At 35.7% G+C, this 26856-nt stretch carries 26 protein-coding genes; 9 read left to right on the top strand and 17 right to left on the bottom strand.

The features are described 5' to 3' along the window. The first annotated feature begins 14 nt into the window (after positions 1–14). On the top strand, positions 15–836 hold the full coding sequence (locus tag PI23P_RS04680) for an amidohydrolase (protein ID WP_004569599.1): 822 nt from the start codon (positions 15–17) through the stop codon (positions 834–836). Between the two features lie 121 nt (positions 837–957). Further along, complete coding sequence (locus PI23P_RS04675; RefSeq protein ID WP_004569598.1) at positions 958–1476, top strand: GNAT family N-acetyltransferase; 519 nt, start codon at positions 958–960, stop codon at positions 1474–1476. 115 nt (positions 1477–1591) lie between these two features. Here the strand turns inward: PI23P_RS04675 and PI23P_RS04670 are convergent, their stop codons facing one another. The 16 genes from PI23P_RS04670 to PI23P_RS04595 form a co-directional block, all read right to left on the bottom strand. After that, complete coding sequence (locus PI23P_RS04670) at positions 1592–2572, bottom strand: acyl-ACP desaturase (RefSeq protein WP_004569597.1); 981 nt, start codon at positions 2570–2572, stop codon at positions 1592–1594. Positions 2573–2576: 4 nt separating this feature from the next. Further along, positions 2577–3305: a lysophospholipid acyltransferase family protein gene (locus tag PI23P_RS04665; protein WP_004569596.1), complete on the bottom strand. Its 729-nt coding sequence runs from the start codon at positions 3303–3305 to the stop codon at positions 2577–2579. An 85-nt stretch (positions 3306–3390) separates the two neighbouring features. Next, a complete protein-coding gene (locus PI23P_RS04660) occupies positions 3391–3816 on the bottom strand; it encodes a hypothetical protein (protein WP_004569595.1) in 426 nt (141 codons plus the stop codon). Positions 3817–3978: 162 nt separating this feature from the next. Further along, the gene (locus PI23P_RS04655) at positions 3979–7263 is read right to left on the bottom strand and encodes a TonB-dependent receptor (RefSeq protein ID WP_004569594.1); all 3285 of its coding nucleotides are present in this window, start codon (positions 7261–7263) and stop codon (positions 3979–3981) included. Positions 7264–7484: 221 nt separating this feature from the next. Continuing rightward, positions 7485–9053: a glucose-6-phosphate isomerase gene (gene pgi, locus PI23P_RS04650; protein ID WP_018941892.1), complete on the bottom strand. Its 1569-nt coding sequence runs from the start codon at positions 9051–9053 to the stop codon at positions 7485–7487. A gap of 4 nt (positions 9054–9057) precedes the next feature. Further along, positions 9058–10326 carry a peptidoglycan DD-metalloendopeptidase family protein gene (locus PI23P_RS04645; protein WP_004569592.1) on the bottom strand — a complete coding sequence of 423 codons (1269 nt, stop codon included), beginning with the start codon at positions 10324–10326 and terminating at the stop codon, positions 9058–9060. A 120-nt stretch (positions 10327–10446) separates the two neighbouring features. Further along, positions 10447–11217: a DUF3108 domain-containing protein gene (locus PI23P_RS04640; RefSeq protein ID WP_004569591.1), complete on the bottom strand. Its 771-nt coding sequence runs from the start codon at positions 11215–11217 to the stop codon at positions 10447–10449. Positions 11218–11319: 102 nt separating this feature from the next. Next, the gene (locus PI23P_RS04635; RefSeq protein ID WP_004569590.1) at positions 11320–12237 is read right to left on the bottom strand and encodes a tryptophan 2,3-dioxygenase family protein; all 918 of its coding nucleotides are present in this window, start codon (positions 12235–12237) and stop codon (positions 11320–11322) included. 188 nt (positions 12238–12425) lie between these two features. Continuing rightward, on the bottom strand, positions 12426–13589 hold the full coding sequence (gene hppD / locus PI23P_RS04630) for a 4-hydroxyphenylpyruvate dioxygenase (protein WP_004569589.1): 1164 nt from the start codon (positions 13587–13589) through the stop codon (positions 12426–12428). A 294-nt stretch (positions 13590–13883) separates the two neighbouring features. Then, complete coding sequence (locus tag PI23P_RS04625; RefSeq protein WP_004569588.1) at positions 13884–15041, bottom strand: homogentisate 1,2-dioxygenase; 1158 nt, start codon at positions 15039–15041, stop codon at positions 13884–13886. Positions 15042–15384: 343 nt separating this feature from the next. After that, a complete protein-coding gene (locus tag PI23P_RS04620) occupies positions 15385–16440 on the bottom strand; it encodes an NAD(P)/FAD-dependent oxidoreductase (RefSeq protein WP_004569587.1) in 1056 nt (351 codons plus the stop codon). Between the two features lie 105 nt (positions 16441–16545). Further along, the gene (locus PI23P_RS04615; protein WP_004569586.1) at positions 16546–16782 is read right to left on the bottom strand and encodes a NifU family protein; all 237 of its coding nucleotides are present in this window, start codon (positions 16780–16782) and stop codon (positions 16546–16548) included. 3 nt (positions 16783–16785) lie between these two features. Next, positions 16786–17925 carry an Mrp/NBP35 family ATP-binding protein gene (locus PI23P_RS04610; protein ID WP_004569585.1) on the bottom strand — a complete coding sequence of 380 codons (1140 nt, stop codon included), beginning with the start codon at positions 17923–17925 and terminating at the stop codon, positions 16786–16788. Between the two features lie 185 nt (positions 17926–18110). Then, positions 18111–18437, bottom strand: coding sequence for an MGMT family protein (locus PI23P_RS04605; protein ID WP_004569584.1), 327 nt, complete (start codon positions 18435–18437; stop codon positions 18111–18113). 56 nt (positions 18438–18493) lie between these two features. Next, positions 18494–19165 (bottom strand): tRNA (guanosine(46)-N7)-methyltransferase TrmB, encoded by a 672-nt coding sequence (gene trmB, locus PI23P_RS04600; RefSeq protein WP_004569583.1) that lies wholly within the window; start codon positions 19163–19165, stop codon positions 18494–18496. 9 nt (positions 19166–19174) lie between these two features. Continuing rightward, positions 19175–19396 carry a DUF6341 family protein gene (locus PI23P_RS04595; protein WP_004569582.1) on the bottom strand — a complete coding sequence of 74 codons (222 nt, stop codon included), beginning with the start codon at positions 19394–19396 and terminating at the stop codon, positions 19175–19177. A 41-nt stretch (positions 19397–19437) separates the two neighbouring features. Between PI23P_RS04595 and PI23P_RS12890 the strand changes: the two genes are divergently transcribed. Further along, entirely contained in the window at positions 19438–20367 is a 930-nt protein-coding gene (locus PI23P_RS12890; RefSeq protein ID WP_367888911.1) for a DUF6427 family protein, read from the top strand. Here the strand turns inward: PI23P_RS12890 and upp are convergent. Continuing rightward, the gene (upp, locus tag PI23P_RS04585) at positions 20362–21015 is read right to left on the bottom strand and encodes a uracil phosphoribosyltransferase (protein ID WP_004569579.1); all 654 of its coding nucleotides are present in this window, start codon (positions 21013–21015) and stop codon (positions 20362–20364) included. The two genes, PI23P_RS12890 and upp, sit on opposite strands and share 6 nt — an antisense overlap. Positions 21016–21194: 179 nt before the next feature. Here upp and PI23P_RS04580 point away from each other — a divergent pair, with 179 nt between their 5' ends. The 6 genes from PI23P_RS04580 (at position 21195) to PI23P_RS04555 (ending at position 26770) form a co-directional block, all read left to right on the top strand. Further along, positions 21195–22082 (top strand): DMT family transporter, encoded by an 888-nt coding sequence (locus PI23P_RS04580; protein ID WP_004569578.1) that lies wholly within the window; start codon positions 21195–21197, stop codon positions 22080–22082. A gap of 56 nt (positions 22083–22138) precedes the next feature. Next, positions 22139–22993: a YicC family protein gene (locus PI23P_RS04575; protein ID WP_004569577.1), complete on the top strand. Its 855-nt coding sequence runs from the start codon at positions 22139–22141 to the stop codon at positions 22991–22993. Positions 22994–23065: 72 nt separating this feature from the next. Next, a complete protein-coding gene (gene gmk, locus PI23P_RS04570; protein WP_004569576.1) occupies positions 23066–23647 on the top strand; it encodes a guanylate kinase in 582 nt (193 codons plus the stop codon). Between the two features lie 81 nt (positions 23648–23728). Further along, positions 23729–24313, top strand: a complete 585-nt coding sequence (nadD, locus tag PI23P_RS04565; RefSeq protein ID WP_004569575.1) for a nicotinate (nicotinamide) nucleotide adenylyltransferase — start codon at positions 23729–23731, stop codon at positions 24311–24313. 82 nt (positions 24314–24395) lie between these two features. Further along, positions 24396–25262: a M23 family metallopeptidase gene (locus tag PI23P_RS04560; protein ID WP_004569574.1), complete on the top strand. Its 867-nt coding sequence runs from the start codon at positions 24396–24398 to the stop codon at positions 25260–25262. Beyond that, a complete protein-coding gene (locus PI23P_RS04555) occupies positions 25262–26770 on the top strand; it encodes a GH3 auxin-responsive promoter family protein (RefSeq protein WP_004569573.1) in 1509 nt (502 codons plus the stop codon). Before PI23P_RS04560 ends, PI23P_RS04555 begins: the two co-directional genes overlap by 1 nt. The last annotated feature ends 86 nt before the right edge of the window (positions 26771–26856 follow it).

The following is a 26856-nucleotide window of genomic DNA, read 5'->3' as shown; positions in this document are numbered from 1 at the left end:
TTAAATTTATTTAAGTGAAAAACGAATTGAAAATAATAGGACTACAAGCCGAACTTATTTGGCACAATTCCGAACAAAATATACAGCACTTTGAGCAGCAGATAGACCAATTAGAATCTTCAGTAGACCTCATTGTACTTCCAGAAATGTTTACCAGTGGTTTTACAATGCATCCAGAACAGGTTGCCGAACAGATGGATGGTTTTACGGTCTCTTGGATGCAAAAGATTGCCAAAGAAAAGGAAGCTGCCATCTGCGGAAGTATTGTGATTTGTGAACCCGTGAATGTCCCTACTATTGCAGAAAAAGGAAAAACACATCCGTCTAAAAATTATTACAATCGTTTTATTTTTGTGCACCCCTCTGGAGAAATACATTGCTATGATAAAAGACATTGTTTTACCCTTGCAGGTGAAGACAAAGTATACATCGCTGGGAATCAAAAAACCCTCATCCCGTATAAAGGATGGAAAATTTGCCCACTGATATGCTATGACTTGCGTTTCCCTGCTTGGTCTAGAAACCAAGAGGAATACGATCTTTTAATCTATGTTGCCAATTGGCCCATTGCTAGGATTAAAGCCTGGGAAAGTCTCTTAAAAGCCCGTGCTATTGAAAATATGAGTTACGTCATTGGCGTAAATAGAATTGGCACAGACCAAAACAACTACGCATATTCGGGCAACTCTTTGATCCTTAATTATTTTGGAGAAATATTGTCTGATGTAGAGAAAGACACTAATGGAGTTGTAAATGCCACCATTCATCGGAAAGAACAAGCTGCTATAAGAACACAACTTGGATTTTTAAAGGATATGGACTCTTTTAAAATTTAACAATAGGTTTTTAACATTCTAAACCTCTTAACGCTTCCAACCCTAAAAATGAAACTGCATTTCAAAAACGAGCTATAGATTGCAAAATAAATTTAACCATCGATTCTTTTAAACCACTATTATGACGATTAAAAATAGTTCCATTTCTGATATTGATGCAATTTTTAAACAATATCAGCTTGCCTCAAAATATCAAAAATCGAAAAAAAAAGTAATTGTGTGGCCCGATTTCGATAGAAAAATGATTGAAGATGAAATTGTAGAAAAAAGACAGTTTCAACTTTTAAGAAACAATGAAATTGCTTGTATTTGGGCCATTACTTTTTCTGACCCAGATATCTGGGAAGAAAGAAATACAGATAGCGCAGTCTATATTCATAGAATTGCAACAAATCCTGAGTATCGAGGAAATAATTTTATCAGCGTTATTGTGCAATGGGCGAAAGCACTTGCGCGCAAAGAAGGTTTTCAGTTTATTCGATTAGATACCCTAGGTGAGAATAAAAAACTCATCACACATTACAAAAATGTAGGGTTTGATTTTCTTGGATTGTTTCCTTTAAAAAATCCCACAAATTTACCTGAACATTATAAGAAAGCTCCAGTTTCTCTTTTTGAAATTAATATGTTCAAAAAATAAAAAACCCTTCGGAATTTGAAATCCAAAGGGTTTATACTCTTTATTTTTGATAAGAAATTGTCACAGGAAGCACAAAAAACTTCCCTAAAACAATCACCACTGCGCACCTAATATTTTAAGCGGGCAACATCCATTTAAAATCAAACTTTGTATCTGGAATTACAATACGTTCTGAAATGCGATACATTCTATCTGGAAGTTTCATTAAATAATCTCTCGCTTTCTCTGCTTCTGGTGTTAGATTTGTAATTTTATCAATCTCCCACATGGTATTTAATTTCCTTAAGATATCCACGTAATCAAAACCTGTATACACTCCTATTCTTTGAGCTACTGCTGAAAAATCATCAAATGCCGTTCCTTTAGCTCCAAAAGATTCTCTTAAGTGCAGTGCTGGCATTACAATTTTATATTTCATCATGTCCCGAAAAGCCAACATCATTTCACTTGGGTCTATCTTGAAAATTTCCTTTACAAAATGTGAATATGCTTGGTGATGACGCATTTCGTCTCCTGCAATGATTTTAGACATCTTTGCCAATACTTTATGACCCTTTTTACGCGCTATCTTAGCAACATTGTTGTGAGACACGTACGTGGCTAATTCCTGAAATGTAGTGTATACAAAGTTTTTATACGGATCTGTAGACGTCCCAATATCAAAACCATCTGCAATCAAATGCTGTGTAGAAATTTCTACTTCTCTCATGTTTACACGCCCTGATAAATACAAGTATTTGTTTAAAACATCTCCGTGCCTATTTTCTTCTGAAGTCCAGGTCCTTACCCATTTTGCCCATCCATTGTCTGGATCTTGGTTCACACCGTCTAGATCTAACAACCAAGACTCGTAGGTTGGTAGTGCCTCTTCTGTAATCGTATCACCCACTAAAACTACCCAAAAATCGTCATGTAATTCTTTAGAGATCTCTCTAATTTCCTCCACTTCAGAGATAAAAGAATCTTTTTGAGAATTGGGTAAAAAATCTGTCGGCTGCCAAATTTTTTCTGCAGGAATTAAATACCTATCCATAAAGCTTTGCATGCTTTTTTCTAAGTTTAACATCACTTCTTTTCTAACGTTGTATATAGACATATTTCTAATTTATGTGTTTTTTAATAATTGTTTCTGTTTTTTCAAATAACTCTTCAAACGGCAAAGAGCCAATTTTCATGGGGGTATGAACTGTAATTGTTATTGGACTTCCCATTCCGAAGGGAAACTTACCATACTTAAAGACTTTCCAAGAATTGTTTATTGTTAAAGGTACGACATAGCTCTCTTTATTATACTTTGTAATTATTTTTACCCCATTGGACGCAAATGACTTTGGAACTCCATTTCTACTTCTTGTTCCCTCTGGAAAAATAACTGCTGACCAGGTGTTGTCTTGTATTCTTTTTGAAAAATTAACCAACGCACCAATTGCTTGTTTTGGATCATTTCGGTCAATTAAAACGGCTCCTCCGTGACGTAAATTATAGGAAATACTCGGTATTCCCCTTCCTAGTTCTGTCTTTGATACGAATTTTGGATGGTATTTTCGAAACGCCCAAATTATTGGAGGAATGTCAAAAAGACCCTGGTGGTTTGAAACGAAAACGAGCGGTACACCATTTGGCAACTCCTCTTCATTCTTGACGGTAACGGTAACCCCTATAATCAACAACGATTTTACCAACAGAAAATTCATCGTATCAACGATAAACTTGTGCCCTTTGTAACCAAACCCGTGCAATCCAATCCACTGCAAAGGATGGAAGACGATTAGTACTAAAAAAAACACCAGCATAAATATTGGTGATACCAAAAAACTTAAAATTTTCATACCTCAAACTTTAAACACTTAAGCTAATTTTATCTGCTCACCTTTTAGACAAATGTATTATTTGCCAAGATTCTATTTAAAATAATTAAGAAAACCAGTTGCTCCAAGGAATCTTGGAAAGCATTAATAGCAAACCGACTCCGTAAAAAATCGAAAATATTTTAAACTTTTCAATTGCAATAGTCTTCTTCTTGTGCTTCGACCAGCCTACTGTAATAATTGCAATGGCTATGATCATTGTAATCGGATGTTCTACTGCCAATAACCGCACTGACTTCTCTTTCATCACTGCACCTGCATCACTTATTAATGCAGCAAACCAAGGTGACATAAAATACCATACCAAGCCAATTAACAATTGAATATGGCACACGATTAAACCAAACAATCCAATGCGCAAATCTTTGTCTGTAAATTCCTTTTTCTTAATAAAACCAATGCTTGCGTTTACTACTGCATATATCAGAACAATTAACACTACATATGCCCAATAAGAATGAATATTTTTCATGCTATCTTTTTTACATTGATGTGCAAAGTTACTCATTTTTAAAACAAAAAAACCACCTCATTTGAGGTGGTTTTTTTCTAATCTATCATCTTAAAATACCATGTAATTTAAATCCCGATTGCTACGATCTCTTGTATACCGAAATTTGCACTATTGGGCTTTTTAGAATGAGTACTTAACACCAATTTGTAGTCTCCAAGTTTGGTTAAAGTTATAGTTGTAATCAAATGTCTCAGTAGGATATTCACCAGAAACTTTCGCGAATGAATAGCTTGGTTCATTTTCACTGTCTTTACCTTCATATTTTAGAATGTCTCCACGATTTGATACCGAAGTACTTTGTGTAACACCCCATTTAGAATTTAGGAGGTTTCCAACATTTAAAATATCACAACTAAACTGCAAAGTATGCTCACTTTCACCTGCATTGATATAATACTCACGTAATATTCTCAAGTCAAAATTATGCACCCAAGGAGCTAATGCTGCATTTGCTTCAGCATATTTACCCTTATTCGCTTTTAAGTAACTGTCTTGTTCCATAAAGTTGAAAAAAGCGTCCTCGTCAGCAGGTGTTATGAAATTAACATCACCTCTTTCTTTAGGAATATAAATTAAATCCGATGCAATCCCATCGTTATTCATGTCATTTGAATACGTATAGCTATATCCATAAGCTGAAGAGCCTGAATAAAACAAATTGATTAGAGTAGCTGCCTTTAGTTTATCATTGGCCCAAGGAAGTTTATACCCAACAGAAGCAATTACTTTGCTTGGTACCACATATTGTGACCGTTGTAGTTCTGGTAAATGTGGTCCGTTCACTCCAACAAGTCCATCATATGCAGAACGTGCATTACTACCTGGCATCCCTGAAATTTCTTGTGACTCAGTATACGTGAAAGCCGCCATTAATTTTAAATCTTCAACAGGTTCTGAATTCACCGTAATGTTTCCAATAGCTCCCCATCCTTCATTATTATTTGAAAGTATGTAGGCTGCTTTTGAAGTATACGTAAGATCTGCTTTCGCTGGATAAATATACCTGTCATCTGCACCAGAAAAACGTTCCCAAGTTGCATCTGGTTGTTTTAGATTCTTGTTTTTAAGCATAACACCATTAATATTTTTTGTAACAATACCTTCTACTGTAACAAATAATGGAAAAGAAACTGGAACTTGATAATCCAAAGCTAAAGAAGTTTTCCAAACTTGTGGCATTTTGAAATTAGGATCTACTCCATTTACATCCCGTGGCAACACGCCGTCTTCAGGAGTAATTGTATTTGGCAAACCTAATCTGCTAATCATTTCATCTACATCAGTGATCATCGGACCTGCGAGACCTGCTAAAGCAGGATCTGCCGCTTTTACTGAACCATCTGCATTATACGTAGTAGTAGCTGAATAACTTCCCTGCACCATTCCTGCATTGGTTGGCATATTCGTAAAGAACACTAAAGGTAATCTTCCTGTAAAGATTCCTGTTCCACCACGTAATTTCATGGATTGGTTTCCCTTTATGTCCCATGCAAAACCTACTCTTGGTGAAAACAAAACATTTGCGTCTGGAAATTTACCAGTATCAATTGAAGTACCCCCAAAATCAAGGTCATAAATTGCGTTATTTCTAATTAGGTTATCGTCATATCTTAAATAATCTGCACGAATTCCAGAAGAAAGTTTAAAATTAGGATTGATATCCCAATCATCTTGAACATAAATTCCTAATTGGTTGAATGCAACCTCAGCAGAAGGATTTGATTCACCGTCGTATCCATACGTTAAAGCGAAATCTCTAGGAGCTGCTTGGGTAAGGAAGTCATTCATACTTGCATATCTGTAGTAACCAGTACCATTACGCATGTATGAATTATTTGCCAATTGGCGCTCAAAACTTACACCTCCAGTAATTTTATGGTTGTCTAAATAGTACGTTAAGTTATTTGTAACGGTTAACGTGTTATTATTTACTGCATTATTCCAAGTAAAAAGCTCATAACCTGCTGACATGTAAGGCTCTAAAATTTGATTTCCTTCAGGTGTTAAACCATTCATGATATCGATAAAAGGAAAGGGTGAAGAGTTAGAACCTCGAGCATCTTGAATTTTTGAATATGTCGCAAGAAGCTGATTTGAAAGCTTGTCTGAAATTCGACTATTTAAATCAAATGAAACTGTATTTACTACGTTATCAGCTGAATAAATAGAATTTGAAAAAGCCATAGAATTTTGTGAAATACGATTCATATTTCTATTTCGGTAACCACCGTCATTTGAATTACCATTCGTAGCGTTCCAACCTTGATTTTTTGCATGGTTGTATCGCACACTTAATTTATTTGCATCGTTGATATTCCAATCAAGACGAACAAGTAGTTTTTTATTCGTTTCATCTGCAGGAAAGTCTTCGTAAGATCCCGTGTCATAACCATAGTTAGAACTTAAATGTTGTCTTACACTTTCCATGTCCGCTAAACTGGTGCGCGAAGTCATCAAATCTAAATTTGCCACTCCATTTTCAGAAGCTCTCCAATTCACAACTTGTCCTGGACGCACTATAGACTCTGCATTTACGAAAAAGAATAATTTATTTTTAATAATCGGACCTCCAAAAGTCACACCCCTAATTGTTGTAGAGGACTCAGGTCGCTCTCCAAAATCAACATCACCAATTTTATTACCTCGCATTTCTTGGTTGTTGTAATAAGCGTAAGCAGACCCTTTAAATTTATTATTTCCTGACTTAGTAATCGCATTAATTCCACCACCAATAAAATTTGTTTGACGGACATCAAAAGGAGCTATTACTACCTGCACTTCCTCAATCGCGTCTAAAGAGATTGGACTCCCACCACCGGGAAGACTAGAACTCAAACCAAAATTATTATTAAAATTAGCACCATCTACAGTGAAGTTTGTAGAACGCCCATCCCCTCCTGCTATACTCATGCCATTTGCATATGGAGACATCTTAGCAATATCAGCAATACTTCTGTTGATCGTTGGCATAATTGTCAACTGCTGATTAGAAATATTGGTAGTCGCTCCTGTTTTTTCTGCTGCAAATTTGGATCTTTTAGCAGTAATAACAATTTGACTTAGTGAAACATTATCTTCTGTTAAAACAACATTGTGAACATAAGCCGCACCTAAACTAGTAATAATACCGCTCGTCTTGTTTGTTCCGTATCCAAGATAAGAAACTTCTACACTGAATGGCCCACCTACACGCAAACCGGGTAAGTTGTAACGCCCTTCACTGTTTGTCGAAGTACCGTACTTTGTTCCAGAAGGTGTGTGCGTAGCAACAACCGAAGCGCCAATAATAACTCCTAGTTCATCTGTAACTCGACCGTTCATACTGGAAGAGGTTACCTGAGACATTGCCACAGTAGCGAGCAACAAAGCGAAAGGTACCAATAAAAATTGAGTAATTCTTTTCATGATAAATTCTTGATTTAATATTATTTAATTTCTGCAAAAATCCTCCTTTTGTAACTGTAACATGTTAACTTAATGTTAAATTTCAACCAAAAATTAAGATACTCAAAAGTAAAAATAAATTGTTTTTTACTGAATTTAAAAGAAATTATATATCAACAACCTTATGAACACGAAAGTTGGACTCTACTACAATGTTGTTATTGAGTGATTCAACTGCAAACCTACTGTGCTGTTAGAAACTTTTTAGCGAGCTCTTTTCCCAACTCTACACCAAATTGATCATAACTATAAATGTTCCACAGAATTCCTTGTGTAAAAATTTTATGTTCATACATCGCGACTAACTTCCCTAAAGAATGTGGTGTTAATTTATCAAAAACGATGGCGTTGCTTGGTCTATTTCCCTCAAACACTTTAAAGGGCAACAATTTTTCAATTTTCTCTTGATCTCCAGAAAATTTCAACTCTAAATGCACCGCTTCTTTTGTTTTACCATAAGCTAACGCCTCTATCTGACCATAATAATTTGCCATTAAACTCTTATGATGCTCTGTTAAACCATACAAAGACTCTTTATAACCGATAAAATCAGCGGGGATCAACTTGGTCCCTTGATGCACCAACTGCATAAAAGCGTGTTGCATATTTGTACCCGTGCTTCCCCAAACAATAGTTCCAGTTTGATAGTCTACAACGTCTCCATTTCTATCCACACCTTTTCCATTACTTTCCATAATCGCCTGCTGCAAGTAATCCGGTAGCTTTTTTAAATATTGAGAATACGGAAGTACTGCCTCTGTTTCTGCACCATAAAAATTATTATACCAAATGCTTAACAATGCTAAAATTACGGGTATGTTTTTCTCAAAAGGGGTGTTCCTATAATGCAAATCCATCTCCTCTGCACCGTCTAACAACGCTCTATAATTGTCATATCCAATAGACAGACTGATTGACAAACCCACTCCAGACCATAAAGAAAAACGACCACCTACCCAATTCCACATCGTGAAAACGTTTGATTTATCAATTCCAAAATTATCTACAGCTTCTAGGTTGGTAGATACTGCCACAAAGTGTTTTGGGATGTCAAAAATTGTTGCGGACTTTAAAAACCAATTTTTTAAAGTTTCTGCATTTGTAATGGTCTCCTGCGTTGTAAATGTTTTAGAAACAATTACAAACAAAGTTGTTTCTGGGTTTAATTTTTTCATTACCTCAGAAACATGATCTCCATCTATGTTAGAGACGAAATGCGTGGTCAATTGGTTTTTATAGTATTGTAGGGATTCTACAACCATGTCTGGCCCAAGATCAGACCCTCCAATACCAATATTTACAATATCTGTTATTGATTTACCCGTATACCCTTTCCATTTTCCAGAGACTACCTTATTGCTAAAGCTTTTGATCTTCCTTAAAGCCGTTTGAATTTGAGGCTTTATATTTTTTCCCGCAACATAAACAGGATCCTCAGAAGTACTTCTTAAGGCCGTATGAAGCACCTCTCGTCCTTCTGTTACATTAATAATTTCACCATTGAATTGTTTTTCTATCGCATCTCTTAAACCTACCTCTTCTGCCAAAGCTACTAGCAACGAGATGGTCTCTTTATCGATCCTGTTTTTTGAGAAATCTACTGACAAGTCCCCTAGTACAACAGAAAAATCTTCTTTTCTCATAGGATCTTTACAAAGATCTTTGATCGTTTTATTTTTGTTTTCACCAAAGTGAGCGGTCAGTTTTCCCCAAGCTGAGGTTTTCGTTGGGTTGATATTTTTTAATGCCATACTGTTATTTTTGAGCAATTACTTTAGTGGATACTGAAGATGCGATTGTTTGTGGTTGGTATTGATTTAGCTGTCCCTTTAAAGACTTGATAAAGGCAAAAAAGCTAGGTTTTATATTTTCTTTCATCGGTTTTGCAGCGGGAAGCTTTTCTCTTAGAGGATCTACCTGCTTTCCATATTTCCAAAAACGATAACACACATGGGGACCTCCAGTATTTCCAGTCATACCTACAGTTCCAATTACATCGCCCTGTTTTACATATTGTCCTTTTCTAACTTTGCGCTTATTCATATGCAGATACTGCGTAGCGTAGGTGTTGTTGTGTTTTATTTTTACATAATTACCATTGCCTCCTCTTTTTTCGGATTCGGATACAGTACCGCTAGCTGTGGCTATAATTGGTGTGCCCACTTTGGCTGCAAAATCGGTTCCTTTGTGGGGCTTTATTTTGTTTCCATAATACGCGATTCTTCTCCTTAAATTGTATCGTGAAGAAATCCGGTATTGAAACTTTATCGGTGCTTTTAAAAACTGACTGCGCAGCATTTTTGCATTTTCATCATAGTATTCATGAATGTTCATAATAGAATCTGCAAGGAATCTAAAAGCGTAAAAATCCTGACCTACATGATTAAATACAGCGGACTTTACCTCTCCATAGCCTCCGAAAATACTGTCATTAATTATTTTCTCTTCAAACACAAACTTGAAAGAATCGCCTTTCTGCAGTTTTCCAAAGTCCAAAGTCCAAGCATAAATATCTGCAATTCTCCAGGTTAAATTCGGAAGCAAATGCAAGCTATCCATCGCATTAGACAAGTTTGAATAAATTTCTCCTTGTACAATTTTCTCTACAGTTTTTATAGGCTGAAAGTAGGGGTATGCCTGAATAATAGAATCTTGGAAATCTACAACCGTTGCTCTAATCTCGTCATTCTTATAGATAAAAACTTTTGCTTGCTCCGTAGAATCCTTGCTAGACAAAATCATGTAAGGCTTCCCTGCCCTAACTCTTCTCACATCAAAAACATCTTTAATGGAAGTGGCAATTTCATTAATTTTTGGATACTCGACGTGGTGCCTGTCTAGAATTACGCCAAAACTCTCACCACTTCTAATTGTATCTAAAACAATTTTATAATCTTTTATTCTGTAACCGTACTCATAGATGGGCTTTGGAACGAGTTTGAGAACAGACTCTTTCTTTTTTTCTTCGTTTTTACACGCCGAAAATGCAAAAAAGATACAGAAAAGGAAGCTTATTTTTTTCAAGAGCGAAGGTGTTTAATTTCAAGTTTCAAAAGTACAATTAAATTTGATTTCTCCGATACCTGTTTTGGGAAGTTCCAATAAAGGTTTCGTTAAATTTTAATGTGGTCCAAAAGTGTCTCATTACTGTTTATTGAAAGCATTCGCCAAACCTTTATAATTTTCTAACTCTGCTCTTAGCGACCCTACCGCTAAATCTGCTTGCATCTTAATTGGTATTTTATTGGCATCGTCCGTAATCCAAATAGTCACACTTTCTTGTGCTTTAAATGTTCTACCAGATTGCACCAAGGGTCTAATTACCAAACAATTTACTTTTCCGAATTTTGTATTTAACACCTCTTTTCCTAAAAACAGTAGTTTAAATGGATAAACTTGAGAATCGATAAACAGATCAATAGATATTTCATCTCCTTTTTTAAACCCTTTTACATTTTGATTTCTTAAATAATAAAAAGAAGAAAGTATATCTTGCACTTTAGAAAAAACCATCGTAGTATCTGTCTGGTTCTTAATATCTTGAATGTATACTTTATTAGAAGCATAATCAAACTTTGTTACCCGGTGTTTTTTATACCCACCTTCATCTATTTTTCTTTTGAATAAGTAAGGTTTAATCGTGTCTTTATCAAAATAGCTTTCGTACACATCATCTACTTTAAAAAACCATTTTATCATACCAGAAGTCCAACCTGTGCCTATGGTATGAAAAACTTTTTTACCACCTAAACTTGTCTCTTCAATCTTTAGTATTGCCGTTCCAGCTCTTAAAAAACCACTGTAATTCATTTTGTATCTCAACCATTCCCCCCCCTTAAAGGCAGATTTTTCTTTCTGTGAAAAACTTGTAAAAGACAAAAAAAGAAGAAGGACTACTGCTAGCTGTTTTTTCATAAAAATCAAACTTATAAAAAAGTATTGACAAAACCCATTCCAAAAAAGAAAAAGTCATTCACAAGTTGATTGTAAATGACTTTTTAACCTTTCTTTTTGATTTTATAAGGTGCCCCAATTTTTTAACTCTTCGGCACTCCACAAATCTGGATAAAATATTCTTCGTTGGTACTTCGGATGCATGTACTTTCTCCAGCTACTTCCACCAGTTGCTTCTAAATCTTTTTCTTTACCTCCTAAATATTTCCCTGCAGCATCATAATGAGCCAACACCCACTTTACATTCACTGTGTAATCATAATGGCGCATTGCGTTGATAAGCGCTTTGTCTTCTTGCACTTCTAATGGAAGTGCTTTGAATTTTTTAGAGAGGTTAATCTCATTATAGTCTTCCATAAAATCGATAAACTCTCCTAAATATTTTTCCTCAAAAAGATTTAGCAAAGTCGATTTTTGACCAGTTGTATAGTTTTTTCCTGCTGCCTGCCAATACAAGTGATTGTACGCATTTTTTAAAGAAGAATCTTGGTCTATGGTATCCCTAAAACGTGCGTCGATTAAATTAATTAATTCTGTGGAAGCAAATTCAATTTTGCGATATTGCGAACTTTGAAAACCGCTTGCGGGCGTAAGTGTCGTTCTAAATTTAAGATATTGTTCTCTCTCCATACCGTCTGCCATCACAGAAAAGGAGGTACATAGCATGTCGAAATATCTGCTAATTCTGTTGAGATGTAGCGAAAATTTATCTGCGGAAACAGTTGCTGTTTTCGCCACTTGATCAATTTCCCACAAAATCATTTTAAACAACAATTCATTGACCTGATGGTACATGATAAAAACCATTTCGTCTGGCTGTGTTGTTCTTGGGATTTGCAAGCCCAAAAGCGCATCTGTTTGTATATAATCCCAGTATGTAATTGGCGTGCTCCATAACAAACCTTCTAACATCGCGTCTACTGGAACTCCTAATTTTTCGTACTTTTCTTCTATTGCTTTTAAAATTTCTTCTCTTTCCATTTTCCTTCTGAAATTAACAATCTTTTGAGCTTTTTATTTTTACTGCAATTTACTACTAAAATGGAGATTTATATCATTTTAAAGGCACGGAATGTCACATAATCTTTAGTGTATATTGGAGCTAAATACAAAAAGAATTAAAAACCAGGAGGAACTCTTGCTTCTTAATTCTTTTGCCAAAACGCTTCTTAAAGGGTTCCTCTTTTCGCTTGCTCTCTTTCGATAGATTCAAACAATGCTTTAAAATTTCCCGCACCAAAACCTCTCGCACCCATTCTCTGGATAACCTCAAAAAATAAGGTAGGTCTGTCTTCAATTGGCTTCGTGAAAATTTGCAACAAATACCCTTCTTCGTCGGCATCAATCATAATCCCCAAATCCATTAGCTTTTCAATATCCTCTCGTAATTCATGGCTAAACTCCTGCAATCTTCCAGGAACTGATTTGTAATAGGCAGCTGGTGGTGTCGATAAAAATTCAACCCCGTTGGCTTTTAATTGAGACACTGTTTTTATAATATCATCTGTTGCAACTGCAATATGCTGCACCCCTGCACCCTCATAAAAATCTAAATACTCTTCAATTTGAGAACGTTTTGCTGCTTTTGCTGGCTCGTTGATTGGAAATTTAATTCTTCCATTTCCATTCGACATTACCTTACTCATTAATGCAGAATACTCTGTGTGAATTTGCTTGTCATCGAAAGATAAAAAGTTTTCAAAACCCATCACATCTTCATACCATTTTACCCAAATATCCATTTGATTCCAACCTACATTCCCAACCATGTGATCTATGTATTTTAATCCTGCACTAGGTGGATTGTAATCGGACTCCCATGCATCAAAACCGGGTAAAAAAGTACCTGTATAATTTTTACGCTCTATAAAGAGATGCACTGTCTCGCCGTAGGTATAAATTCCTGCACTTATAACTTCTCCGTTCTCATCGGAAGTTACAGTGGGCTCCAGATACGCTTTTGCTCCTCTTGCAGTCGTTTCTTCAAATGCTTTCCGCGCATCTTCAACCCACAATGCAATCACTTTCACACCATCACCATGTTTTACAATATGATCGTTTATAGGAGATTTGCTATGTAGCGGAGTGGTTAGTACTAATTTAATTTTGTCTTGTGTTAACACATAACTCACAGAATCTTTAGAACCCGTCTCTAAACCACGATATGCATGTGACTGAAAACCAAACGCTGTTTTATAAAAATGCGCTGCCTGTTTTGCATTCCCTACATAAAACTCTATGTAGTCTGTTCCTAGCAATGGAAGAAAATCCTGTGCTCCTTCAAATATTTTTTCTAAACCGTAGTCAACTGATTTTATTTCTTTTTTGCTCATGTTTCTGTTTTAAAGAGAGGCGAATTTAAATATGAAGAAAAAAAGATTGCGACTTGTTTCAAAAAATTCCCAACCAGTTTTAAAATTCATGCATTTTAGATTCAAACTGTATTAATTGCTAATTTAAAAGATTTCACTCGTTTTTAAAACCTTTGAAATCTTATCTTATTAATTCTAAGATTCTTTCAGAAGGCTAATTGCATATTTACAAGTTGAGCCCTGATTGAAGTGACATCTTTTTTGCTTTTCCAAAAAGATATAGCGGAAAGCAGGAAATAGCTACCCACACTAATTTTACTCCAACCAAGATTTATAGTAGTTTTCGTCTGCAATTTTCATCGCCTCTTCGGTCACCTGTAAAGGCTTGAAAGTATCTACCATCACTGCTAATTCTTCCGTTTTTGTATGCCCGATACTGCGCTCTGTAGCTCCAGGGTGCGGCCCATGAGGTATTCCAGACGGATGCAGACTAATCTGCCCCTGAGCCACGTCATTTCTACTCATAAAATCACCATCTACGTAATACAATACCTCATCTGAATCAATATTGCTGTGATTGTATGGCGCTGGAATTGAATTGGGGTGGTAATCATATAAACGGGGTACAAAGCTGCAAATTACAAAGGCGTTTGTTTCAAAAGTCTGATGCACTGGTGGTGGTTGATGAATTCTACCTGTAATCGGTTCAAAATCATGAATTGAAAATGCATAGGGAAAATTATACCCGTCATATCCCACTACGTCAAAAGGATGTGAAGCATAGATCATTTCTATAATTTCGCCTTGTTTTTTTACTTTGATTAAAAAGTCTCCTAAAACATCATGGGTTTCTAACTCATAAGGCCTCCTGATATCTCGCTCACAAAAAGGGGAATGCTCTTGTAATTGACCAAAATGATTTCGATATTTCTTTGGCGTATAAATAGGCGAATAAGATTCTACAATAAACAAGCGATTGTTTTCATCGTCAAAATCTAACGTATAGATAACTCCTCTTGGAATCACTAAATAATCACCATATTTGAAGTCAATATTCCCTAAGTGAGTTCTTAATTTCCCAGAACCTTTGTGAATAAAAATCACCTCATCCGCATCTGTATTTTTATAAAAATAGGCATCAGTAGACTGTTTTGGAGCTGCTAAAATAATATTACAATCTGTATTTGTTAACACAATCTTTCTGCTTTCTAAATAATCGTCTTCCGGCGGTACTTGAAATCCTTTAAAGCGGTAACTCTGAATGTTATTTGCTTTTGCAATTTTTGGTTTTACCGAGTACTGCTTTCCAATTTCTTTGACCATTGTCGGTCTGTGCTCGTGGTAGGAATTGGTAGACATTCCGTCAAAACCGATGGTACCAAAAAGCTGCTCATAATAGAGACTTCCATCTTTTTTGCGAAACTGCGTGTGTCTTTTCGGTGGAATTTCTCCTAATTTGTGATAAAAAGGCATGATGCTAATATTAATGAATTAATAAATAAAAGGTAAACGTTTGTCTTTGGCTATAAACTTTTAAATGTACACAATAAAAAAAGGTGTGTTCAATCTTTATTCTAGATTGCACTTTCTTAAAAATTTTTAATCTCTTTGCAATTGTGTAAACATTTCAATCGATTTCGTTGTACGGCAAATGTACAAAAAGTCTGTTAAAAATTTTCTTTTAAGTGAAGTATCCTGTACTAAAGGTCTAAAAGCTGACTGCTAATTTTTGGAATCTCACAGTGAAGAACTGCGAAAATAAAGCCGAAGATTTTGGTCTTCACGAGTTTCAAAAACTTGTGAAGACCTTTATTTATTATTCAATCTTTTTAACCACTGCTTTGGGTGCCTCTTTTCTTGTGCCGTCAAAACCATCTACACCTCCAACGGTGGTGTATTTCATCACATATTTTTTATCGGGAAAAATACGTTTGTAAACACTTTGACACATTAAAGTTGCTTCGTGGAAACCACAAAGAATTAGTTTCAACTTTCCTGGGTAGGTATTTACATCTCCAATGGCATAAATTCCTGGAATGTTGGTTTGATAATCGAGGGCATTGTTTACTTTAATCGCATTTTTTTCGATTTCTAATCCCCAATTTGCAATCGGGCCTAGTTTTGGAGACAATCCAAAAAGCGGAATAAAATGGTCTGTTACAATGGTAAATTCTTCGCCTCCATCTCGAATCACAGCAACTCCGGTTACTTTATCAGTACCCAAAATTCCCTTTACTTCTGCTGGTGTTATCATAATAATTTTACCAGCATCTTTTAATTCTTGTACTTTATCTACAGAGTCTAAAGCCCCTCTAAACTCATTTCTTCTGTGAATTAAAGTTACTTCTGCAGCCACATCTGTTAAAAATATTGCCCAATCTAAAGCAGAATCTCCTCCTCCAGAAATCACCACTTTTTTATTTCTATACAACTCTGGATCCCGAATAATATACTCTACTCCCTTGTCTTCAAAATCTGAAATGTTGAGAATCGGAGGTTTTCGAGGTTCAAAAGACCCTAATCCTCCAGCAATTGCTACTGTTTTGGCGTGGTGTTTTGTCCCTTTATTCGTCGTCACTACAAAAGTTTCATCTGCTTGCTTTTCTATGGTCTCTGCACGCTCTCCTAAAGTGAAACCGGGTTCAAATTGTTTAATTTGTTCCATGAGCTTGAGCGTTAAGTCTCCTGCAAGAATCTCTGGATACGCAGGGATGTCATAGATTGGTTTTTTGGGATAGATTTCAGAACATTGTCCACCAGCTTGTGGCAGTGCATCTATTAAATGACAGCGCATTTTTAACAAGCCTGCTTCAAAAACGGTAAACAGTCCTGTAGGCCCTGCCCCAATAATTAAGATATCTGTTGTAATCATTCTTTTTCTTTTCAAAACCCCACAAAGTAGTATCCTTGTGAGGTCTTTTTTATATGGTTAATGGCGCTAGCGCCCTTGCTTATTCGTTTGTATTCCTCCACTGGCTTAAGCCACGTTTATAACTTCTACAATCTGTGGTGCATACTTTTTAATGGTTGCTTCCACACCGTTCTTTAAGGTCATTTGATTTACAGAGCAACCTGTACAAGCGCCCTCTAACTGAACTTTTACAACACCGTCTTCTATCGACAGTAGTTTAATATTACCTCCATCACTCATTAAAAATGGGCGAATTTCTTCCAAGGCTTTTTCTACATTTTCTAGTGTTTCTTCTGTTGTCATAATTTATTTTTTTACGGCACTACAACCACTCATTGTTGTAATTCTCACAACTTCTGTCGGTGGCAAACTCTCGTTTCTTTTTAACAGTTCTGCAACCATTTCTTTTGTGATCTCTTTAAACGCATTTTCTAATGCAGTCCCCTCTTGCAAGGCTACTGGGCGTCCAACATCGCCAGATTCACGGATGCTTTGTACTAAAGGAATCTCGCCTAAAAACCTAGTTTTAATGTCTTCTGCTAAATTCTTTGCTCCATCTTTTCCAAAGATATAGTACTTATTGTTTGGCAATTCTTCTGGTGTAAAATAAGACATATTCTCTATGATTCCTAATACGGGCACATTGATGTTCTCTTGTTGAAACATGGCAACACCCTTTCGAGCATCTGCCAAAGCTATGTTTTGCGGAGTGCTTACCACTACCGCTCCACTAATTGGCAATGCCTGTACAATTGACAAATGCACATCACCTGTTCCCGGTGGCAAATCGATTAACAAAAAATCCAATTCACCCCAATCTGCATCAAAAATCAATTGATTTAAGGCCTTAGAAGCCATTGGCCCCCGCCAGATTACTGCCTGTCCTGGATCTGTAAAAAAACCTAAAGACAATAACTTTACACCGTAATTCTCTACAGGTTTCATTTTTGAACGTCCTTCTACATTTACCGAAAGTGGCTTTTTACGTTCAACATCAAACATTATATGTTGCGATGGACCGTAGACATCCGCATCTAAGACACCAACATTAAAGCCCATTTTAGCTAAAGATATCGCGGTATTTGCCGTAATTGTAGATTTTCCTACACCTCCTTTGCCAGACGCAATCGCAATAATATTTTTGATGTTTGGTATTTCTTTTCCACGAATCTTATTCGGATTCTCCTTTGAAGCTGTCTTTTCCACAGTTAAATTGATCTTTACAACAATTTTCTCTGAGACTTTTGCATGAATCACCTTAGTAATCTCCCCTTCAATTTTCTTTTTTGCCTGTAACGTAGGATTCCCAATCGTTACATCGATCTCTACCTCGTCTCCAAACGCAACAACATTTGTTATATTTTTGTTTTCCACCAAACTCTTTCCTTCTCCAGGAGCCGTTATAGTGTCTAATGCTTTATATACGTCCTCTTTTTTAAAACTCACGTCTTGTGTTGATTTAATCTTGTTTACAAAGGTACGCCTTACTGTTCAGAAAATAAAGCTTGTAGATTGTGATTCTTTATGGTTTAATAGCTGGAAATTATGCAAATCGCTTTCTATAAGTTCTATCCAACTTTTTTCTTTCAAATAGTGCCTGCTTTTTGTAAAATTCAAAACAGCAAAGACCACTATTCTATAGGATTCCAAAAAACGCGTTCAAAATCTTGAATTTGATTTTCAACGACCACAATTCCCTCGCTTTCTAGCAATTGCTGCATTAAATTAGTCCCTTCAAAATGATGTTTCCCCGTAAGCAAACCCTTTCTATTGACGACTCTGTGGGCAGGTACCGATGTTGGTTGATGGTGAGAGTTATTCATCGCCCAACCCACCATTCTTGCTGATTTTGCAGCACCAAGATAACTTGCAATAGCACCGTAACTAGTAACTCGACCAAAGGGAATTAAACGTGCAATTTCGTATACTTTATCAAAAAAATTATCTGTGTCTTTCAAGATGTGAAGGTAAGAAGTTTTGTGAAATAATTATTTCACAGTACCCCTACATAACATTAATACTTCAGTCGAAATTTAATATATGTAATGGGCTTTCCAACTTCTAAATACTGGTTTTCATAAAAAGTCTGGATCTCTGTCACCTCTTTGGGAGCACCCTCATTTTTATACACCGTATGATTTGCATACAGCACCTCATGCCCAGCACCTTGCAACAACCCAAGTGTATAACCATGCATAAACTCACTGTCTGTCTTTAAATTCACAATCCCATCTTCATTTAAAATATGATGGTACTTTTTCATGAAAGAACTGTTGGTCATTCGATGTTTTGTACGTTGGTATTTTATTTGAGGATCTGGAAAGGTAATCCAGATTTCAGCAACTTCATTTTCAGCAAAAACACAAGCTACCAATTCTATTTGAGTTCTTACAAAAGCAACATTTGGTAAGTTTTCTTCAATTGCTGTTTTTGCGCCACGCCAAAATCGTGCACCTTTGATATCGATTCCAACATAGTTTCTATTTGGATTTTTTCTAGCCAGCGCAATGGTGTATTCACCCTTACCGCAACCCAGTTCCACAACAATAGGATTGTTGTTTCCAAAAAAAGAATGCCATTTGCCTTGCTGAGAAAAATTTGTAACTACTTCCTCTCTTGTCGGCTGAATGACATTTTTAAACATTTCATTTTCTTTGAAACGTTTCAGTTTGTTTTTACTTCCCAAATTATAGAATTAAGCTTTATCTTCTGTTCCCTCTTTTGCAAAGCGACGCGATTCTTTCATCCAATATGCAAACAGAACTAAAAGAATTAATAAGAAAAACCAATTTACTGCATTCGATATCCACCAACCTAAATCTCCTTTTGCAACTGTTGTGCGTAACCAATTAAAGGGAAGAAATAATAGATCTGTAAATAAACTACCAATCCACTTAAAAATATTGCCTGCTATCATAACTTATTTATCTTTACCCTGCAAAAATAACAAAAGAATCAATGCGAGCCAATTTTTTAGGGAAATCTAAGCCAATCAATTTTATAATTCTTCTCAGCTTGTTTACTGGCTCGTTTTTATTTGCCTCTTTTTCACGCTTCCCTTCCCAAAATTTTAACTTTAACAACCTGTTCGAAACCGCAGGGTTTCTCGGATTCTACTACAGTATTTTTTTTTTTTATAACTTTATTGTTTCTAAAAATAATTTAACCTTCGACAATTCTTATGCTTTTTTTATTTTTACGATATTACTCAGTGATTTCCTACCGACAATAAGCAACTTTAAAACGTTAACTATCCTATTGTTATACACTCTTTTCCTCAGAAAAACATACAGCTTAAAATCGCACAAAAACGTCTTAAAAAAACTTTTTGACAGTGGCTTTTGGCTCGGTGTTTTATTTCTTATAGATCCTTTTACTGCCGTCTTTTCAATACTGATATACAGCGCTATTCTTCTTCATCAAGAATTGACAATCAACAACTTATTCACGCCGATAATTGGCTTTTTAACTCCTGCCCTTTTATACTTTACGCACTGTTTCTGGTTTGATCAATTGTATCTTTTTACCAATCTTTTTTATTTTGAGATTCCTGCTTCTTTTAATTTCTATGCAGTGCGCCCTTTTTACTGGCTCACCATTGCCGTTCTAAGCCTTTCTTTTCTTTCAATGCTCGTGAAATCTCCAAAAACCTTCTCTATTAACAACTCTTTTAAAAAAAGTTGGATTCTTCTCATCCTAAATGTATTTCTTGGGGTTTTGTTTGCATTATTGATTTCTAATAAAAATGGTTCGGAGCTTTTATTTTTAGTCTTCCCTGCTGCAATAATTATTGCAAACGGAGCAGAAACAATTCCTACTGTGTTTTTGAGAAATCTATTTTTTATAGTCCTGTTTATAAGTGCTGTCTCTTTTCCTTTTTTATTATAATTTACTTCCAAAAGCAAGGTCTCCAGCATCACCCAAGCCAGGAATAATATACCCTTTGTCACTTAGATCGTTGTCTATTGCTGCAATCCATAAATGCGTGTTTTCAGGAAAATGTTCTTTCACGAAGGCAATGCCTTCTTTTGCAGCGATCACAACAACAATATGCAATTCTTTTGGTGCACCGTATTTCTGAATAGCGTCATACACTGCAACTAAACTTTGACCAGTAGCCAGCATCGGGTCTGCCAATAGTAATGTTTTCCCTTTTATTGAGGGTGCTGCAAAATATTCGACAACAATCTCGAAATCGGCATCGTTGTTTGGATGCCGTCTGTAAGCAGAAATAAAAGCATTTTCAGCAGCATCAAAATAATTTAACAACCCTTGATGTAGCGGCAAACCTGCCCTTAAAATGGAACACAACACGACATCATTCACGGGTTCATTTATTAATTTTGTACCCAAAGGAGTCACAACCTCAACGCTTTTGTAAGAAAGGTTTTTACTCAACTCGTAGCCTAAAACCTCCCCAATTCTCTCTATATTTCTCCGAAAACGCAAAGAATCCTTCTGAATAGTAACGTCTCTAATTTCTGCTATAAATTTATTTAAAATGGAATTACTCTCTGAGATGTGGTGTATTTGCATTCTGTGAAGATAAGTAAACAAATTCACTGCAAATCGCAAAATCGTCTCTCTTCAGAAGTGCCTTGTACAATGGCGATTTTAAGCTGCAGAATTTTAAAAAGTGTTTCCCCTTTTTTTAGAGATACATTTAAAATTTATACGCATCTTCGCAGGCTTTATAGGAATCAAAATACTTCCAAATGAACAAAAGAATACTTGCTTTAATTGCGGTGTCTATTGCTACCCTAATTTACGGAATCACTTTCACAGTTGCCAAAGAAGTCATGCCACTATATATAAAGCCCTATGCTTTTATTTTATTAAGAGTTTCTGGGGGTACCCTGGTGTTTTGGACCTTAGGCTTGTTCTTAAAACAGCAAAAAATAGAAAAATCTGACTATCAAAAAATAGGCGTTGCTTCTTTTTTTGGCATCGCACTAAACATGCTTACTTTTTTCAAAGGATTGAGCATCACCACTCCAATTAGCGCCGCTGTCATGATGGTTATGGCGCCTATTATGGTGCTTCTTTTTTCCAGTATTTTAATTAAAAAAGCCATCGGAAAACAACGCATTGTCGGAGTCTTTGTCGGTTTAATCGGAGCCCTGTTATTGATCACTTTCGGCAGCGCTTCTGAACAGAGTAGCACCAATAATAATTGGGGAAACTTTTTAGTTTTTGTAAACGCGGCCTCTTATGGTTTGTACCTTGTACTCGCAAAACAATTGCTCGTAAAATACCACCCCGTAGTGTTTGTAAAATGGTTGTATTTGTTCGGGTTACTTTTTGTAATCCCTTTTGGATATGCGGAATTCATAGAGATTGCTTGGAGCGGAATTCCAAAAAATAGCTACTGGAATATTGCTTTTATAGTGCTGTTAACTTCTTGTGTAACCTATCTTTTTAACCTCTACGGATTGTCAAAATTAAAACCCACAACAGTGGGTGTTTTTATCTATTTACAACCTGTAATTGCTGCTATTTACGCTCTAATTGTTGGCAGTGATTCTTTAAATTTAGTAAAGATTAGCGCAACATTACTCATCTTTTTAGGTGTATATTTAGTAACCAAACAAGTAGAAAAATAGGGGAATTAAAAGTATATTTGCGACTCATTTAAAATAACGATTTTATGATTCAATCGATGACAGGTTACGGAAAAGCAGTTTTACAATTGCCTACAAAAAAAGTAACCATAGAAATTAAATCTTTAAACAGTAAAAGTTTGGATTTAAATGTTCGCATTCCTTCCCACTACAAAGAAAAGGAATTGACTGTTCGTAAAAAATTAGCAAGCGCTTTAGTTCGCGGAAAAGTAGATTTTTCAATCTACATAGAAATGACGTCAGACGAAACTTCTACCACTGTAAATCTTGGAGTGGTACAAGCGTACATGCAACAATTAAAGAATGTGTTTCCACAGGGCGATGGCAATGATGTTGAATTGCTTAAAATGGCAGTAAGAATGCCAGATGCATTAAAGACAGACCGTGAGGAATTAGATGACAATGAATGGCAACTTATCGATGACAGCATCACCACAGCCATTAGAGAAATTGTACAATATAGAACAGACGAAGCGGCTTCTTTAGAAATTGATTTTAAAGAAAGAATAAAAAACATACAAACCTATCTAGAGGAAGTAAAGGCATTGGATGGCGATCGCGTTGAAAATGTAAAAATCCGTTTAAAAAAGGCTATCGACGATTTAAAAGTAGACCTCGATGAAAATCGTTTTGAACAAGAATTGATTTACTATCTTGAAAAATTAGACATCAACGAAGAAAAAGTTCGCTTGGCAAACCATTTAGACTATTTCCTACAAACCTTGGCTTCAGAAGATTCTAATGGTAAAAAATTAGGGTTTATTGTTCAGGAAATGGGCAGGGAAATTAATACCACTGGATCTAAAGCTAATTTTGCTCCAATGCAAAAAGCAGTGATTCAGATGAAAAATGAGTTGGAACAAATAAAAGAACAAATATTAAACGTTTTGTAAACACGTTATTTTCGAAAAAAACGTTTCACTGCGCTCAAGGAAGTCTCCTTATGACAACGTAAAAACCAGATTATGAGTAAGCATTTTAAAGGAAAGTTATTTGTATTTTCGGCACCTTCAGGCTCAGGGAAAACAACCATCGTGCGTCATTTGTTAAAACAAGAGCGGTTCAATTTGGCCTTTTCTGTTTCTGCAACTTCAAGAGATCCAAGGGGCTTTGAAAAAAATGGAGAAGATTATTACTTTATCGACTTAAAAGATTTTAAAAGTAAGATTAAAGGTGATGAATTTCTAGAATGGGAAGAGGTCTATCGAGATAATTTTTATGGAACTTTAAAAACAGAAATTACACGCATCTGGGCATTAGAAAAACACGTTATTTTTGACATTGATGTTGTTGGTGGATTGCGCATTAAAAAGAAATACCCTTTAGAGACATTGGCGGTTTTTGTAAAACCACCAAGTGTAGACGAATTGAAGATTCGCTTAAAAAAGCGCAAAACAGAAAGCGAAGAAAAAATCAATATGCGCATTGCAAAAGCTTCCGTAGAACTGGCAACAGCACCACAATTTGATAAAATCATTAAAAATTATGATTTAGAGGTTGCTTTCAAAGAAGCCGAAGATTTAATTGGTGCTTATTTAGGATTGTAACAACACTAAAAAAAGAGAGCGCGATTTCATCATATTTTAAAATGTATTTTGACCTACTGATCTCTTTAATCTGCAAAGAACATGAGTAAAATTGGATTGTATTTCGGCACTTTTAACCCCATTCACGTAGGGCATTTAATCATTGCCAATCACATGGTTGAAAATTCAGATTTAGATGAAATTTGGATGGTTGTTACCCCACACAATCCTTTTAAAAAGAAAAGTTCTCTGCTCGAAAATCATCACCGCTTCGAACTGGTATACAAAGCGACAGAAAATTATCCTAAAATTAAGGCTTCTGATATTGAATTCAAATTACCACAACCCAATTATACTGCACATACCCTAGCACACATCTCCGATCGCTATAGCGACAAAGAATTTTGTTTGATTATGGGTGAAGACAATCTCAAAAGCTTTCATAAATGGAAAAATTTTGAAACAATCTTAGAGCACCATCAATTGTATGTATACCCAAGAATTTCTGACGGAGTTCTAGAGACCACACTTGATAGTCATCCAAAAATTCAAAAGGTGGAAGCTCCCATCATACAAATTTCTGCTACCATGATCCGAAATGGAATTAAAGAAGGTAAAAACATACGGCCAATGCTGACAAAAGAAGTTTGGAATTATATCGATGAAATGAATTTTTATAGAAAATAATTTTCTTAATTTTATGCCCTTGACAAATTGAAGTCAGCCCACAAGTTTTCATTGTATATTTGTAATTATTCAAAACAAAATATTGGCTAAGAAGAACAAAAAAAAAGGAAGATTCAAACAAAAACTAACTGACAAATACCGGTTGGTTGTTTTAAACGATGAAACTTTTGAAGAGCGTTTTTCACTAAAACTATCCCGCTTAAATGTGTTTGTACTAGGAGGTCTTTTTTCTATTGTACTCATTGCTGTTACGTCAGTTATCATCGCATTCACCCCTATTAAAGAATACATTCCTGGATATGCCTCTTCAAAATTAAAGGCAAAAGCCATCAAATTAACCTTTGATGCCGACTCTCTAAAACAGAAGTTAGCAATTCTAGAAAATTATACCAAAGCCTTGAAGCCAATCCTAACAGGGGAAATTAGCTCAGAAGAAATCGATTCTCTACAAGTGCAGGCAAAACAAATAACTATTGATGAAAGTGAATTAGATGCCTCAAAAGAAGACTCTTTGTTTAGAGAAAAAATAGATAGGGAAACACGTTTTTCAATTTTAAACAATTCTAAAAGTAATGTCAAAATTGTATTCTTTGCTCCTTTAACAGGAACTATTTCGCAAGGCTTTGAAGCAACTTCAAAACATTTTGCCATCGATATTGTTGCAAAAACAGGTACCCCGGTACAAGCTGTGGCAGATGGAACTGTTATTTTTTCTGGATGGAGTGCAGAAACTGGATATGTCCTTCTTCTAAAGCATGACAATGACTATATCTCTGTATACAAACACAATGGAGACTTATTGAAACAGCAAGGAGATTTTGTGAAATCTGGCGAAGTAATTGCAAGTGTTGGTTCTACAGGTGAACTTTCGACAGGACCTCATTTACATTTTGAACTTTGGAAAGGTGGATATGCCATGAATCCAAAAAACTTTATAGACTTTAAATAATGAGTATTAAATCTTTTTTTGCGATTCCATATGCTAAAATTGCCACGAGAAATGTCTACAAATGGGCAAACCAACCGCATGTAACTCAAGAAAAAGTTTTTAAAAACTTAATTTCTAAAGGTGGTAAAACTGCCTTTGGAAAAGATCATAATTTTGATACGATTTCTAATTATAACGATTTCAAAAAAGCGGTACCAGTTACAGATTACGAGGGATTAAGACCTTATGTAGACCGCATGGTGGCTGGAGAATCGGATGTTTTATGGATCGGGAAACCGCTCTATTTTGCCAAAACGTCTGGCACTACCTCAGGTGCAAAATACATTCCTATTACCAAAGAATCAATGCCTACACATATCAAAGCTGCAAAAAATGCTTTGTTGTTTTACATCATCGCAAAAAAAGATGCAAGTTTCGTAGATGGTAAAATGATCTTCCTACAAGGAAGCCCAGTTTTACAAGAGAAGAACGGTGTAAAACTTGGTAGATTAAGTGGTATTGTGGCGCACTACATTCCGCAATACTTGTTAAAAAACAGGCTGCCAAGCTGGAAAACCAACTGTATAGAAGATTGGGACGCCAAAGTAAATGCCATTGTAGAAGAAACCGTCTGTGAAGACATGTCTGTGATCAGCGGCATTCCTTCCTGGGTGCAAATGTATTTTGAAAAACTAATTGAAAAAACAGGAAAGCCGATTTCTGAAATCTTTCCAAACTTTAATTTCTTTATCTATGGCGGTGTGAATTTTGAACCTTACAAAAATAAGTTCGAGAGTCTCATTGGTAAAAAGATAGATTACATCGAATTATATCCAGCCTCAGAAGGATTTATTGCCTACCAAGATTCGCAGACAGAAAAAGGAATGCTCCTACAGTTAGATTCTGGTATTTTTTACGAATTTATTCCCGCAGACAACTTCTTTGAAGAAAATCCGCCAAGACTCTGCTTAAAGGAGGTAGTAATTGGGGTTAATTATGCCATTATTTTAAATACTACTGCAGGCCTTTGGGGTTATAATATTGGAGATACTGTAGAATTTATATCTACAAAACCCTACCGAATTAAAGTAACTGGGCGCATAAAACACTTTATTTCTGCATTTGGTGAACACGTGATAGGGAAGGAAGTAGAAACCGCTTTGAACGAGGCTATCCAGGGAACTGCGATAAACATTAGTGAGTTTACTGTTGCTCCCCAAGTAAACCCACTAAAGGGATTGCCATATCACGAGTGGTTTATCGAGTTTGACAATGCTCCTGAAGATGTAGATACCTTTAGCGCGAAAATAGATGCTGCCATGCAAACTCAAAATATCTATTATTATGATTTAATCAAGGGACAAATTTTGCGTCCATTGATTATCCGGAAAATAAAAAAAGGCGGCTTTCACGCCTATATGAAATCTATTGGGAAATTCGGAGGACAAAATAAAATTCCACAATTATCTGACAACCGAAAAATTGCAGATGTACTCGAAAATTTTTTAATTGAAAATAATAAAATATAAACAAAATGGGCGATTATTTATTTTTTGTATTGGCAATCGGATTGGTTATTGTGTACTTTTACAACAAGTACAGAAACAAACGTCGC

Source organism: Polaribacter irgensii 23-P, assembly GCF_000153225.1.
In the GTDB taxonomy this organism is placed as follows: Bacteria; Bacteroidota; Bacteroidia; order Flavobacteriales; family Flavobacteriaceae; genus Polaribacter; species Polaribacter irgensii.
The sequence above is the reverse complement of the archived record's forward strand: the minus strand, read 5'-3'. Positions and strand labels throughout refer to the sequence as shown.